13 protein-coding genes and 1 tRNA gene are annotated in these 13,477 nt (G+C 49.0%); 3 read left to right on the top strand and 11 right to left on the bottom strand.

The window, feature by feature from the left end; genetic code table 11:
* Nucleotides 1-17: 17 nt before the first annotated feature.
* Both HMPREF9473_RS01850 and HMPREF9473_RS01845 read right to left on the bottom strand, forming a co-directional pair.
* The gene (locus HMPREF9473_RS01850) at nucleotides 18-758 is read right to left on the bottom strand and encodes a PIG-L deacetylase family protein (RefSeq protein ID WP_006778349.1); all 741 of its coding nucleotides are present in this window, start codon (nucleotides 756-758) and stop codon (nucleotides 18-20) included.
* Nucleotides 759-786: 28 nt separating this feature from the next.
* Nucleotides 787-1,680: a DUF6282 family protein gene (locus HMPREF9473_RS01845; RefSeq protein WP_006778348.1), complete on the bottom strand. Its 894-nt coding sequence runs from the start codon at nucleotides 1,678-1,680 to the stop codon at nucleotides 787-789.
* 291 nt (nucleotides 1,681-1,971) lie between these two features.
* Here HMPREF9473_RS01845 and HMPREF9473_RS01840 point away from each other — a divergent pair, with 291 nt between their 5' ends.
* The 3 genes from HMPREF9473_RS01840 to HMPREF9473_RS01830 all read left to right on the top strand — a co-directional run bounded on the left by HMPREF9473_RS01840 (nucleotide 1,972) and on the right by HMPREF9473_RS01830 (nucleotide 4,578).
* Nucleotides 1,972-2,619, top strand: coding sequence for a GntR family transcriptional regulator (locus HMPREF9473_RS01840; RefSeq protein WP_006778347.1), 648 nt, complete (start codon nucleotides 1,972-1,974; stop codon nucleotides 2,617-2,619).
* Between the two features lie 94 nt (nucleotides 2,620-2,713).
* Nucleotides 2,714-3,361, top strand: a complete 648-nt coding sequence (locus HMPREF9473_RS01835) for a GntR family transcriptional regulator (RefSeq protein WP_006778346.1) — start codon at nucleotides 2,714-2,716, stop codon at nucleotides 3,359-3,361.
* A 38-nt stretch (nucleotides 3,362-3,399) separates the two neighbouring features.
* The gene (locus tag HMPREF9473_RS01830) at nucleotides 3,400-4,578 is read left to right on the top strand and encodes a DUF4317 domain-containing protein (RefSeq protein WP_006778345.1); all 1,179 of its coding nucleotides are present in this window, start codon (nucleotides 3,400-3,402) and stop codon (nucleotides 4,576-4,578) included.
* A gap of 89 nt (nucleotides 4,579-4,667) precedes the next feature.
* Here the strand turns inward: HMPREF9473_RS01830 and HMPREF9473_RS26660 are convergent, their stop codons facing one another.
* The 9 genes from HMPREF9473_RS26660 to HMPREF9473_RS01785 form a co-directional block, all read right to left on the bottom strand.
* A complete protein-coding gene (locus HMPREF9473_RS26660) occupies nucleotides 4,668-5,729 on the bottom strand; it encodes an NUDIX hydrolase (protein ID WP_006778344.1) in 1,062 nt (353 codons plus the stop codon).
* 178 nt (nucleotides 5,730-5,907) lie between these two features.
* Entirely contained in the window at nucleotides 5,908-7,620 is a 1,713-nt protein-coding gene (locus HMPREF9473_RS01820; RefSeq protein ID WP_006778343.1) for a DUF5722 domain-containing protein, read from the bottom strand.
* A 217-nt stretch (nucleotides 7,621-7,837) separates the two neighbouring features.
* Nucleotides 7,838-8,797, bottom strand: coding sequence for a transketolase family protein (locus HMPREF9473_RS01815; RefSeq protein ID WP_006778342.1), 960 nt, complete (start codon nucleotides 8,795-8,797; stop codon nucleotides 7,838-7,840).
* Nucleotides 8,785-9,624 carry a transketolase gene (locus HMPREF9473_RS01810; RefSeq protein WP_006778341.1) on the bottom strand — a complete coding sequence of 280 codons (840 nt, stop codon included), beginning with the start codon at nucleotides 9,622-9,624 and terminating at the stop codon, nucleotides 8,785-8,787. The genes HMPREF9473_RS01815 and HMPREF9473_RS01810 overlap by 13 nt, the downstream gene beginning before the upstream one ends.
* 20 nt (nucleotides 9,625-9,644) lie before the next feature.
* Complete coding sequence (fsa, locus tag HMPREF9473_RS01805; RefSeq protein WP_006778340.1) at nucleotides 9,645-10,298, bottom strand: fructose-6-phosphate aldolase; 654 nt, start codon at nucleotides 10,296-10,298, stop codon at nucleotides 9,645-9,647.
* Between the two features lie 274 nt (nucleotides 10,299-10,572).
* A complete protein-coding gene (locus tag HMPREF9473_RS01800) occupies nucleotides 10,573-11,790 on the bottom strand; it encodes an ROK family transcriptional regulator (RefSeq protein ID WP_006778339.1) in 1,218 nt (405 codons plus the stop codon).
* A 137-nt stretch (nucleotides 11,791-11,927) separates the two neighbouring features.
* Nucleotides 11,928-12,182 carry a helix-turn-helix domain-containing protein gene (locus HMPREF9473_RS01795; protein ID WP_006778338.1) on the bottom strand — a complete coding sequence of 85 codons (255 nt, stop codon included), beginning with the start codon at nucleotides 12,180-12,182 and terminating at the stop codon, nucleotides 11,928-11,930.
* Between the two features lie 54 nt (nucleotides 12,183-12,236).
* A tRNA-Tyr gene (locus tag HMPREF9473_RS01790) sits at nucleotides 12,237-12,318 on the bottom strand.
* Nucleotides 12,319-12,409: 91 nt separating this feature from the next.
* Nucleotides 12,410-13,462 carry an SIS domain-containing protein gene (locus tag HMPREF9473_RS01785; RefSeq protein WP_006778337.1) on the bottom strand — a complete coding sequence of 351 codons (1,053 nt, stop codon included), beginning with the start codon at nucleotides 13,460-13,462 and terminating at the stop codon, nucleotides 12,410-12,412.
* Between the last annotated feature and the right edge of the window lie 15 nt (nucleotides 13,463-13,477).

Raw genomic sequence — 13,477 nt, 5'->3', positions numbered from 1 at the left:
ATAATCTCTTTTCTGTTTTAGTAAAGCTCTTCGCCCGCTGTCGGGAAGAAATTGGAAAAGCACTCCGCATATTTGTAAGTCTGATTGCCGGAGATTCTCCGGATATGGTTGCCTCTCAAAAATGCACGTTCCGTATAATATTCGATTAAATGGCCCTGGGCTTTAAAGCATTTCATAGCCGCCACCTTCTGTTCATAGGCCTCCGTGATATCGATAAAACTGCCCGGCGTGAACTTGCTAAGCTCCGTCTGGTGGGGCTCGAAACCATACAGGCGCATCTGCTTGGTCGTCTGCGTCCCCTCGATTCTCACACCGTTGGAATTGCTCTGGATACTGCATTCAAACACAAACTGGCTCACCGCGTTGTGGTCCGGGTTTAATACGTCCTCCCCATTCTTGTCATGAGTCAGAATAATGTCCGGTCTCACCTCACGGATTTTCCGAATCAGACGCTCCTGAACCTCCGGCGTCAATGCAGGCGCCATGGGATAATCCGGTAAATCCCAGAATTCAATGTCCTGAATGCCAAGGATTGCGGCCGCCTCCATAGTCTCCTTCTTTCTCGCCTCTTTCACGCTGTCCGCGGTGGCTCCCTCCTGCTTCCACAAGTCGTTGCTCTCTCCCCGCACACCGAAACTGAGTACCACCACATGTACATCCGCCCCATTCTTGATGTACTTTGCGATGGTGCCGCCGCTGCGCCATACATAGTCAGCCGCATGGGCGCTCACTACCAGCATTTTCTTTCCCTGAATCATGTTTGATATCCTCCTTTTTTCTCCTCTTTTATTTCCCCAGCAATGCTCTTGGATTGTCCACTGTCATGGTGCGGATTTCCTCCGCTGTGAAACCGTCATCATAAAGGCGTTTTGCAAATTCCAGCAGGCCCTCATCCGGGTAAAGGGCTGTCTTCTGCCCCAAATCCGTTGCCAGTATGCAGTTGGCCGGTCCAATCTCACGAATCATCTCTTTTGTCACCTCAAACTCCACCTTGCCGGTAGCCCAGGTAGTGTAGCAGTGTTCCATCACCGCTCCCATTTCCACAAACCGCTTCTGCTCCTCCACGGTATAGTAGGTCGTCGGGAAATCCACATGGGTGACAACGATTTTCTTCACGCCACGGTTCTTCGCCTCTTTTACCAGGGCAAATGCCTCCTCGTGGGATACATGTCCGGTGGCCAGTATCATGTCGTACTTGGCGATAATGTCAAGCACATCCATCACCGGTTTCTTCAGCGTCCCATCTTCCTCCAGGATATGAATAACCGGCGCCTGAATTCCAGCTTCCTTCATCTGTATAATAATCTGCGCCCAGTACGGCAGTTTCTTGTTGGGATTCCCGTCGAACACGTGGGCAATCTCATGAGCGGAATCACAGGTTGGGAACCACACCAGTTTAGCCCCGCTTCTCGCCGCCATCTCCACGGCCGTAGGGTTGATGCCGCCCACGGAGCTGTTGAGTGTGATGGTGCCAACCGCATCGCAGTCCGGATACAGCTTGTTTATCAGCTCTGCCCTCTCTGATGTACAGAAATAATGGCTCTTAATCGCATATCCTGCCATGCCGCTCTCTTTTATCCGCTGGGCCATCTCGATATCGTCCATTTTTCTCGGAAGAACGTCCGGTGCGGAATGTACATGTAAATCATAAGCACCTTTTATCAATTCTTTGTAATCCATGGTTCATTTCTCCTTTTCGGTTCATCAAATTTGTTCAACAATTTTGTTTTATTGTAATTCAGATTCTATCATCAACCTTTGGTTCTGTCAATCCCACAATACGGTATTTGTCAAATTTCGACATATTTTGCAATCTTTTTTATGCAATATGGTCAAAAGCCTCAGATATTGTACGATTCCTTTCTTGACATAGAACCCTATACAATCTATACTTAATATGTACATCAAAAATGTTTAACATTTTGGCTCATCCGAAAACTATCGATACAAGAAGATTGGGGATATCTTTATATGGCAAAAACAAACCAAACGACTATTGTTTATGAGAATTTAAAAAAGCGCATTGAGCAAGGACTGTACTCTCCCGCGGAGAGTCTGCCGGAGATTGAGCTGGCAAGCGAATACAACGTCAGCCGCAACACCATCAAGAAAGCGCTTCTGATGCTGGAGAAGGACGCCTTTGTCACCATCGAGCAGAACAAGGGTGCCAAGGTCCGCAGTTATTCCAAGGTGGAAGTGGTGGAATACCTGGAATTGAGGGAGGAGCTGGAGGGTTTCATCGTGAGACTGGCCGTTCCCTGCTTTGACAGCAGACACATCAAGCAGCTGGACAGCCTGTTGGAAGAGATGGCCGAGCACCGCCGCCAGTCCGACTTAATGGCCTACTCCGCCTGCAACCAGCGTTTCCACGACATTATCTACGACGTCTGTCCCAACTGGACCGCCGTGGATGTCACCGTCCGCCTGAAAAAGCAGATGAAGAAATACAACAGCAAGACCATCTTAATTCCCGGCCGGGGCGATAACTCCTTCCAGGAGCACAAGGCCATCGTGGACGCCATCAAAGAAAAAGACTCCGCCCTGGCGGAATCCTGCATCCGCACTCATATCCGCAACGTGAGAAATACGTTTGAGGAGTATTACTCTCTGCTATTTTAAATATTGACATGCCCGGGGAAACTCATTATACTGATTATTTGACAGAAGATTATTCAGCTTATATTGGAAAAATATAAACGAAGGATAAAAAAATATGATTAAAACAAATCAGACAACGATGGTTTATGAGAATCTTAAGGAAAGGATTGAGCAGGGATACTATTCTCCCGCCGAAAGCCTTCCGGAAATTGACCTGGCAAACGAGTACAATGTCAGCCGCAACACCATCAAAAAGGCCCTTCTCATGCTGGAAAATGATGCTTTTGTCACTATCGAGCAGAACAAAGGCGCCAAGGTTCGCAGTTATTCTAAAGTGGAAGTGCTGGAATTTCTGGAATTGAGGGAGGAGCTGGAGGGATTTATCGTCCGGCTGGCCGTCCCATGCTTCGATGCGAAAGCGGTCAAAAAGCTGGAGGAGCTGACAGCGGAGATGGCAGCCCACAAGGCGGCTTCCAATCTGATGGCTTATTCCGCCTGCAATCTGAAGTTCCACGACGTCATCTATGGCATCTGCCCCAACCGCACCGCCATCGATGTCACCGTCCGCCTGAAAAACCAGATGAGAAAATACAACAGCAAAACCATCCTCATTCCTGGCCGCGACGAGAAGTCCTATCAGGAGCACTGCGCCATTTTGGAGGCCATCAAACAGAAAGATGCCGCCAAAGCCGAACAGTATATGCATCAGCACATCCGCAATGTGAGAAATACCTTTGATGAGTTTTATTCACTTTTATTTTAGTACGAGAGCATTCAGACAAGAGAGGGATTGAAACTGTTATGAATAAAAAAGAGGTACTGGAAATCAGAAAGCAATTTTTCCCGGAAAACTGCACCATCACCCGTATCTGCGGCTGTTATGTAGATGCGGAAAAAAATATTAAGACTGAGTTAAAAGAAGCCTTCTTATCGCTTCCGGAGGAGGATACCTTCAAGTATTTTACCATCTTCAAGCAGACCTTATCCGGTTCTATCGGGAAGAATCTGTTGAATATGGATTTTCCGCTGGAAGAGGAAAAAGAGGAGGGCAAACAGGCATTTCTGTTACAGCTTCGCAACAGCAAGCTCCAGGACGACATGCTGATAAGCGAGTTCTACAACAAAATCATTGAGTCCTACGACTTCGGCGAGAACTACTATATCATTCTCATCCACGCCGTCTACGACGTGCCTGGCAAGGCCACGGACGGCACTCAGATGTATGACGCCTCTGACAATGTGTTCGAGTACATCATGTGCAGCATCTGCCCTGTCCACCTGTCCAAGGAGGGACTTGGTTACAACAGTGAGAAGAACACCATTGAAAACCGCATCCGTGACTGGATCGTGGACGCTCCGGCCAAAGGATTCCTGTTCCCGGTATTCAACGACCGGTTTACCGACATCCACAGCATTCTCTACTACTCCAAAAACGCGGAGGAGCTTCAGGAGGCATTTATCGAGGATATGTTCGGCTGCCGCACCATTCCGCTGTCGGCGGAGAACCAGAAGGAGACCTTCAACGCGGTTATTGCCACCACGCTGGGGGATGACTGCGATTATAACATCGTGAAGAACATCCACGAGACGCTTGGCGACATGCTGGAAGAATCTAAAGACTTCCCGGAACCACTGACGCTCACCAAAACCGATGTGAAGCGCCTCTTTGAGGACAGCGGCGTCCCGGATGACAAGATGGAAGAGTTTGACCACAACTATGAGATGGTTGCCGGGGAGAAGACTGCCCTGATGGCCGCCAATATCACAAACCCGAAGAAGTTTAACATCGAGACTCCGGATGTGGTGATAAAGGTCAACCCGGAGTACACCAGCCTGATCGAGACCAAATATATTGATGGCCGCCAATGTCTGGTCATCCCGGTCAGCGACCATATGGAAGTCAACGGCATCAGCGTGACCGCATTTAATCATGAAAATGAAGTGGCCGCCGGTACTGCTGCCGATTCCGACGATATGTGATACATAACATATAACGTGTAACTAAACATAAAACCCCCGCCTGCCGTAGGATTGCATCATTAATGGCAGGCGGGGGTTTTTATCTTATTTTAATCAACGATTGGCTCCCAATGTTTACTCTTATAGGCCGCAAAACACATCTGAATCTGCTCCACCGTCACCCGGTCAACAGACAGGGGCGGAAGTTCATCCAATCCAAAATATTCACTGGCATCCGTCTCGTGGTTTCTCTCAAACTCACCGCTGATAACTTCACAGAGCATAAATGCCTTGCAGATGCCATAGGCATAGAGCGGCTTGTTGTGTCTGTTTCTGTCATGCAGGGCGATCAGTCGCACTGGCGCTACATCCAGTCCGGCTTCCTCCTTCACTTCCTTCACCGTATTGCTGGCAATGCTCTGGTTCACATCCACCCAGCCCCCCGGCAGGGACCACAGCCCGCTTTTTCTCTCCCGGACAAGCAGAATCTTGTCCCCCTGAAAGATAGCAGCCCTGGAGTCCAGCTTCGGCGTCTGATATCCCGTCTCATTGCAGAACAAATCCCGGATACGCTCAATGGGAAGTCCCGTCCCGATCTCCATGGCCTGAGACGCCAGTTCCCGGACGCGCTCAAACCGCTCCTTGTCATACATATCCCGGGTGTAGGTCACGCCAGCCTGGGCGATAAACTGCATCTCCATCGCCATATCGACCCACTCTTTTCCCTGGAACGGGTCTGCGATTTTGCTCAGCTGGTTCCAGATATCATAGGGGTGTGAAAAATAATAGGTCGCCCAGGCATGCCTGGGACTTTCGCATCCCCACAGGGCCAGCCCGCAGTCCACCCCGGCGCCGGAGGCATTTTCCATATCGCTGATATCACAGCCCACAAACAGGATTTCACTTCTGTCCACCTGATACCGCTCCATATATTCCTTCAGCAGCCTTCCGTCCAGCTCCGGCTCCTCCTCCGTTCTTGTCTCATGAACCACACAGTCGATCTGGCTGTACAGACTCCAGAAGCAGTCGCCTTCCCGGTATCCCTCCATCATCGTCCTGGCAATCATGCCCAGCTGATACCCCGCCGCCTTCAACGCTTTGAATAGCAGACTCATGTCCACTGCACCGAACATCTCATAATCATCTGAAAACACTACGTGACTATACGTCATAGCCGCAGTCCCCCTTCCATCATGACCACCACTAACACGATGGGCATCTTTCGTATATCTTTACAGGTACATCTACTAATATATAGTATAAACGATAAACCGCCCTCCCGTCTATCTGAAAATGGAGCCGGGTAAAACAACAGGAGACGCCAAGCGGCGCCTCCTGATCATGGAGCTATTATTTCTCCAGACTTCTCCACCTGAAATTCGGAATTACATCTGACCATTTATTGATTCCAATAATCGACTTTGCAAATTCCGTATTTGATAGAGTCTGTTCTTTTTTATCAATATTCTTGAACACCTGCCATATTTTCTTACGATTAGTGGCAACATGCTTGGTTGTCTGCGTCCTATCACATTCCCAGAGGCCAAAACGTAAATCCCCCTCCTCCGGCGCATCCACCTGACGGCTTAGAATATAAGCGTCAATGTAAGGATTGCTGTCTACCAGATAATAGGAATAGGCATAAGCCGCCGCCTGAATCTCCGGAATGTCACCTCTTGTAGCGCTTCTGGATGTGAATCCCTCCTCCGTCAAAATCACGTGCCGCACACCGCCTGACGGCGTTTTGTAAGCGTCACCGCTTATGTAATCTGTCAGTACATTGATATTTGCAAAGTTAATAATCGGAGATTTGGCATCGTTGGTAATCGTTCCCGTAGCCGCGTCATCCCAGAATTCCGGCTCTGTCATCGGATGTGGGTATGGATGATAGGCGAGCCCCCACTCCATCTGTCCCTGAACGATACACATGGCATTGAAGGACTCCATAATCTCACGCCCCGTATAACGAAGGCTGTTATCCCCCGCTGAATTCCAATAATAATCCAGGGAGAAATACACGCGGTCGTTGGCGCTGGTACTCTTAATCGCCGTATAGAATACACGGAACGCCTGCTGGAATGCCTTGACGTAATTGGTCAAGTCCATCGGCCCCATATAGTTCCACTGCTGGTTGTTAATCTCATTACCGATAATCCAGTTGGATACTTTTCCCGCCTTCGGGTTAGAACCATTGTAATGCTCTGCCAGAAAAGCTGCTATGGCTCTCGTCTCCTCAAATCCCTTTTGTGTGGCCGCATTAAACATGTAATAAAATGCATTGGAAGCTTTCTTAGTTCCCGGGTAAACCAGCTCAGGCGTAGCCGGATTCCAGTCATTCAGGATAATCGCTGTCACCGTCATACCTTTACTAGACATGGCACTGATGGTTTTGTCGTAATCATCTACTACCGCTTTATTAAAATGATAAACTTTTCCGTCATAGGTATATTCGATTCCTGTCCCTACAAGCTGTGAAAATGCAATGTTGGTTGACGCATGTTTTACGCCCAGCTCAAATGCATCAGCCAGCATATCTAACTCAATGTTCAGTCCCTTCTTAGATAAAGCTATCTTAAACTCCGCCTGGTTCTTGGCAACCACTTCCGGATTTGTCACATAATGGGGGGAACTGACCTCCATAAATGTCTTACCTTCCGTATCATAAACCGCCATCACAAACTTGCTGTACAGCCGGTCTGACGCAGTATTATGGTTCAGTGGAATTGTAAAGGCTGCTCCTGCGCCAACTCCTGTCGATGTAATATAATCCGTCCTGCTCCCAATCCCATCTTCATAAGGCTGAAGCTCAAACAGATACATCTTCCCGTCTGTCCCTGTGGTGTCACCGCTGCCATTTGCCGTTATATGTATATTATTTTTATCTGAGGTAATCGCACATGATGTAATCGACGCACTGACCTGTGGTACAAACACCTGGGTCTCCTCCGTTGACTGCACCGTCTCATCTGCCCGGGACGTCACCGTTCCCACGGCTCCCACGCTGCAGACCACTGCCGCAAGCAGCGCCAGCGCTCTCACACTTCTGAATCCTTTTCTGTTCATCCTCTTCTCCTTCCGCCTTCTGCTGCATTATGAACATTTTATAACCAGTTACATCCTACCTCATCTGACAACTTTTTACAATAAAGTTTTTATTACAGCTCTCTTAATATATTGAACCAGCACCAGCCACCACAGTTATTTTATGTACCAAAAAAGCCGTAAATTCTGATTGCTCAAAATTTACGGCCATTCTATAAAATCTATCTTTCGAATCTGATTACCGGCCCAAATACTCTTTCACCTGGGCATAAATGCCCTCGCCGTCCAGCCCGTATTTATGAATCAGCTCCATAGCCGGGCCTGATTCGCCGAACTGGTCCTGCATGCCAATCTTCTTTACCGGAACGGGGCAGCTGCCACAGAGGGCGTCGCAGACTGCACTTCCCAGACCTCCGATAACCGAATGCTCTTCCACTGTCACCACTTTGCCGGTCTTTCTGGCTGAGGCGGTGATAAGCTCCTCGTCAAGAGGTTTGATGGTGTGGATGTTGATTACCTCCGCGTCAATTCCATCTTTCTCAAGCAGAGCCGCCGCTTCCAGGGCGGAGGACACTGGCAGGCCGGTAGCCACGATGGTCACATCTTTGCCTTCCCGGAGTATCATTCCCTTACCGATGGTAAAATTATAATCTTCCCTGTCGTTAATCACCGGCACGGCCAGACGCCCGAACCGCAGGTATACCGGTCCGTCATATTCTGCCGCCGCACGGACAGCCGCCTTCGCCTCCACATCGTCAGAAGGACAGATAACCACCATCCCCGGAATAGTCCGCATCAGGGCAATATCCTCGTTGCATTGATGGGTCGCCCCATCCTCCCCCACGGAGATTCCCGCATGGGTAGCACCAATCTTCACATTCAGGTGAGGATAACCAATGGAATTGCGAACCTGCTCAAAAGCTCTTCCGGCCGCAAACATGGCGAAACTGCTGGCAAAAGGAACCATGCCCGTAGCCGCGAGTCCTGCCGCTATCCCCATCATATTGCACTCTGCAATTCCACAGTCAATATGACGCTCCGGAAATGCCTTCTTAAAAATTCCGGTCTTAGTCGCCGCCGCCAAATCGGCATCCAGCACCACGATTTTCTCATTTTCCCGGCCAAGCTCCGCCAGGGCATTTCCATAGCTTTCCCGTGTGGCAATCTTCTTGCCGGATGTTCCGATTACTCCTGACATAATGCTTCCCCCGCTTTCTCAAGTTCTTCCATGGCAGCCACATACTGCTCATCATTGGGGGCCACTCCGTGCCAGCTTACCGAACCCTCCATAAAGGAAACGCCTTTTCCCTTTAAGGTCTTTGCGATAATGGCTGTCGGTCTTCCTTTCGTCTGTCTGGCCTCCTCAAACGCCTTCTCTATCTGGCCAAAATCATGGCCGTCGATATTAATCACATGGAACTGGAAGGCCTCAAACTTCTTGTCAATGGGATATGGGGAGCACACTTCATCGATGGCCCCGTCAATCTGCAGTCCGTTATTGTCCACAATCACGACCAGATTGTCCAGCTTGCGGAAACCGGCAAACATAGCCGCTTCCCATACCTGGCCTTCCTCCAGTTCCCCGTCTCCACATAATGTATATACCCGATAATCCTCCACCTGCAGCTTGGCGGACAATGCCATGCCTGTGGCGGCTGAGATTCCCTGTCCCAGAGAACCACTGGACATATCCACACCCGGAATATGCTTTTTATCCGGATGCCCCTGCAGATAGGAACCGGTATGTCTCAGTGTCTTCAAATCCTCCACCGGAAAAAATCCACGATGGGCAAGCGTTGAATAGTAGCCCGGGGCCACATGGCCCTTGGAGAGTACAAAACGGTCTCTCCCCGACATCTGAGGCTCCTTTGGGTCCACGTTCATTTCCTTAAAATAGAGATAGGTAAAAATATCGGCCGAGGAAAGAGAGCCGCCCGGATGACCGGACTTGGCGCTGTGAACAGCTGTCACAATGCCTTTGCGAATCTCGTTGGCTGTTTTTTTCAGTTCCAGATAGTCTGCCAAAATTGATTTCCCCCTTTTATTTACTCTCCGAATACGGCCTTATAGTCAGCCTGGAATTTTACAATGCCCTGGTCTGTAAGCGGATGCTTTGTCATCTGCTCCAGAACGTTGTAAGGCACGGTAGCAATATCGGCTCCGGCTAACGCACAGTCTGTCACGTGAATCGGATTTCTGATGCTGGCCGCGATAATCTCGGTCTCAATTCCGCCCATCTCAAACATTTCCACAATCGTGCGGATTAAATCAACACCATTCTGGGAAATGTCATCGAGACGTCCCAAAAATGGGGAAACGTAGGTAGCACCGGCTCTGGCCGCCAGCAGCGCCTGGTTGGCGGAGAAAATCAGGGTTACATTGGTCTTAATTCCCTCGGCGGTTAATACCTTTACGGCTTTTAAGCCCTCTACGGTCATAGGGATTTTCACTACCATGTTCGGGTGAATGGCAGCAATCTCGCGGCCTTCCCGTATCATACCTTCTGCGTCAACTGTGGTGGCCTTCACTTCCCCGCTGATTGGGCCGTCCACAATCTCTGTGATTTCCTTGATCACTTCTTTGAAATCGCGGCCTTCTTTGGCAATCAGTGACGGGTTTGTCGTCACTCCACAGATGATTCCCATATCATTGGCCTTCTTAATATCCTCCACCTTTGCTGTGTCCACGAAAAATCTCATAATTCCTTCTCCTTTTCATTCTTTCATTTTATGTATTAATTCAATTAATCAATACTTTCATTTAAATATTACCACAGGATATGGAAATGTCAATACGAAAACGGAAAATATCTTATTTATTGTACAACAAAAAATCAGGGTCAAACCGGTTTCCGATTTTTGCCCTGATTTTTCTTGTTTTCCGTACCATTTTCCGTATCATTTTTCGCATCATTTTCCGAATCAATTTTTGTATTGATTTCTGTCTCATTTTCTGCACTGCCATACCGTACGGCTATTTTACACTGTCAAACTCTTCTTTGATAAACTGTCCGGGGGTGTCAAAGATATGGTCAATCGCCACAAAAGCGGCACCCCTCAAAATGGCGTCTCCCTCATACACACTGACCGAAAGTTTCAAGTCCTCCCACACATCCTTCAGGACTCCTTTTTTAACCGTTTCCCGCACCACCTGCTCCATCAGAGCCGGATTTGGAAACGCCATATCGTCCCCGATGATAATCCGATTGGGATTCAGCACATTGACCAGACTGATAATCCCGATTCCCAGGCTCTCGCAGGCCCTGCGGTATGCCTCCACGCAGACCTCGTCTCCTTCTCCCACCAGACGCTCCACATCCTCAAAATTGCAACCCGGCGTCCCGGCCTTGTCGCCGTATATCTCCCGCACCAGTTCCAGGGAGGACGCATACCGCTCCAGACAGCCCCGGTTCCCGCAGGCACAGTCTCTGCCGTTTCTGTCAATGCTCATATGTCCAATCTCACCGGCGGTCCCCAGGGCCCCCTCATAGATTTTCCCATCCATGATAATGCCCGCTCCGATTCCCTGCCCCGCCGCAATGTAGATCAGAATATCATCCTGATAATCTTTCTTCAAATCCCACATATGCGCATAGGCGCCCGCATTGGCATTGTGCTCCAGAAAGACAGGGATCTCCATTTCCCTATCAAAAAATGACTTGATATCCACATCCTTCCAGATATCCGCCCCAGTTATCAACGCAATCCGGTTCTTCTTGGCAATAAACGGCCCCGGCACCGCCATGCCGGCCGCCAGAATCTTGTCCTTTTTATACCGTTTCATCAGCGCATGCATATCGCCGGCAATCTTCGCCAGCGTCATCTGCGCGTCCATCTGCTCTCCCGGCCGGAAATCCACCCGGTTCTCCGTAATCAGCCCGCCTGATAAATCATACAGCCCCACGCTGTAATGCTTCCTGGCAAGTCTGACCCCAATCACCCTGTATTTCTCAGAATTAATGGAGACCCCAATCGAGCGCCGCCCCTTGCTGCCATTCAAGAAGCCCACTTCCTTCACAAGCTCCGCGTCCAGAAGGTCTTTCATGATATTCGTAACCGTCGCCTGCTTCAACCCCGTAAGTCCCGCCAGATAAGCCCTGGAACACATCTCTTCCCTGCGTAAATTCTTCAATATCAAAGACCGGTTAATCTCCTGGGTCAAATCCTGATTCATCCCCCGGTTCTGCATCATCCAATGCCCCTCTTCCCATGCGCCATACTCCGCCGCATATTATTAAAACTAATTATACACAGCTTGATGTTTTCTGTAAACCTTGCAATCTGTTTCGTTTTTCAATGCATCGCTTTTTACGGGCGTCCATAAAAAACTTACTCTCGGCTTTCTTCCTCATTCACAAAAAACGCATTAAAATCACATCCGAAAATATCGGTCAAGGCAATCAATAAATCCACACTAGGATTATTCAATCCCATCTCAATCTTACTATATGTCCCAGTCGTCACATCCACATTTCTAGTCTGTAACCTGGCAACCATATCCTTATTTCTCAACCCCTTTTCCAGCCTCAACCTCTTAATGTTCCTGCCTAACAAATGATTCGTTCTCTGATTCACTCTATCCATACGCTCCACCTCTCATGAAGTGTATCCAAAATAGAAGGAAAATCGATTCCAAAATGGATGGAGATGGATTCGAACCATCGAAGCGTGTCGCAACAGATTTACAGTCTGCCCCCTTTGGCCACTCGGGAACCCATCCATAGGTGCTATGATAAGCAAAAATTAGTTTATCATAGCACCTGGTTTAAAGTCAAGCAATTTTTCGAAAGTTTTTCTGGTTAAATTTTCTTCTATTTAATGACAATCGCCTGGGAGAGATGTCTCGGCGTATCCGCATCCAATCCCTTCTTCTCGGCAATGTAGTATCCCATAAACTGGCCAATAAATCCAATCAGCGCCGCGTTCTGCACATCGTTGTATCCATAAGGCAAATCCAGGGTATAATCCGCATCCGCGAAATCCGTAGACGCATGATTGCTGATAGCAGCCGTTACCGCCCCATAGCTCTTCATCTCTGTCAGCAGCTTGCTGTCACCGTCAGCCGTATGCTCGCTTCCCAGCAAAAGAACCAGGGTATCCTCATCCACAAGGCTCATAGGTCCATGACGGTATTCCAGGGTATAATATGCCTCAGAGTTGGTCAGTCCCATCTCTTTCATCTTGTTCATACACTCGTTGGCAACGCCGTAGAAGACGCCCTGCCCCAGGGTGATATACAGCTTCAGATGCTCATGCTCCGCCACAATCTTTTTGGCCATATCGTCCATTTTCTTCAGCGCATCCTGTGCGTTAGCCGCATAACCGGCCATGGCCTCGATTTCGTCTTTCCGGCCGCCTGCATACATGGCAATCACCGCTGCCAGATATACCATGCTGGTAAAGGAGCGGGTCATGATAACGCTGTCCTCCGCCGTATCCGGGGAGAGGGCCACATAGTCGTTGTACAGGGCACTGTCCCCGTCGCAGGTGATGGCAAGTGTCTTCACACCCAGAAAACTTCTCACTTTGTCAATCGCCATCCGCACTTCCGTGGTATAGCTCTTTCTGGTTATGGGAAGCACCAGCACCTTCCTGTCCTTCACATAATTTTCCGGGAAATAATAAAGCTCCGAGCAGCACATCGCCTTAGCCGGCACTGCATTGTAGGTAGAAAATGCGTGGGCCGCCGCCTGCGCCAGATAGAGGGAGGTCCCGCACCCCGTAAATATCAGTTCGTCATATTTCTCCGCAAACACCTGCTCCAGCACCTCATAGATGCCATCCAGACTGCCATTGATGGCCGAAAATGAATCTGGCTGTAAATACATCTCACGATACGTTATCTCACTGTTTTTCTTTTCCATGTTTAAAATATCCCT

It is taken from the genome of Hungatella hathewayi WAL-18680 (assembly GCF_000235505.1).
Classification (GTDB): domain Bacteria; phylum Bacillota; class Clostridia; order Lachnospirales; family Lachnospiraceae; genus Hungatella_A; species Hungatella_A hathewayi_A.
This window is presented reverse-complemented; position numbering and strand designations above follow the sequence as displayed.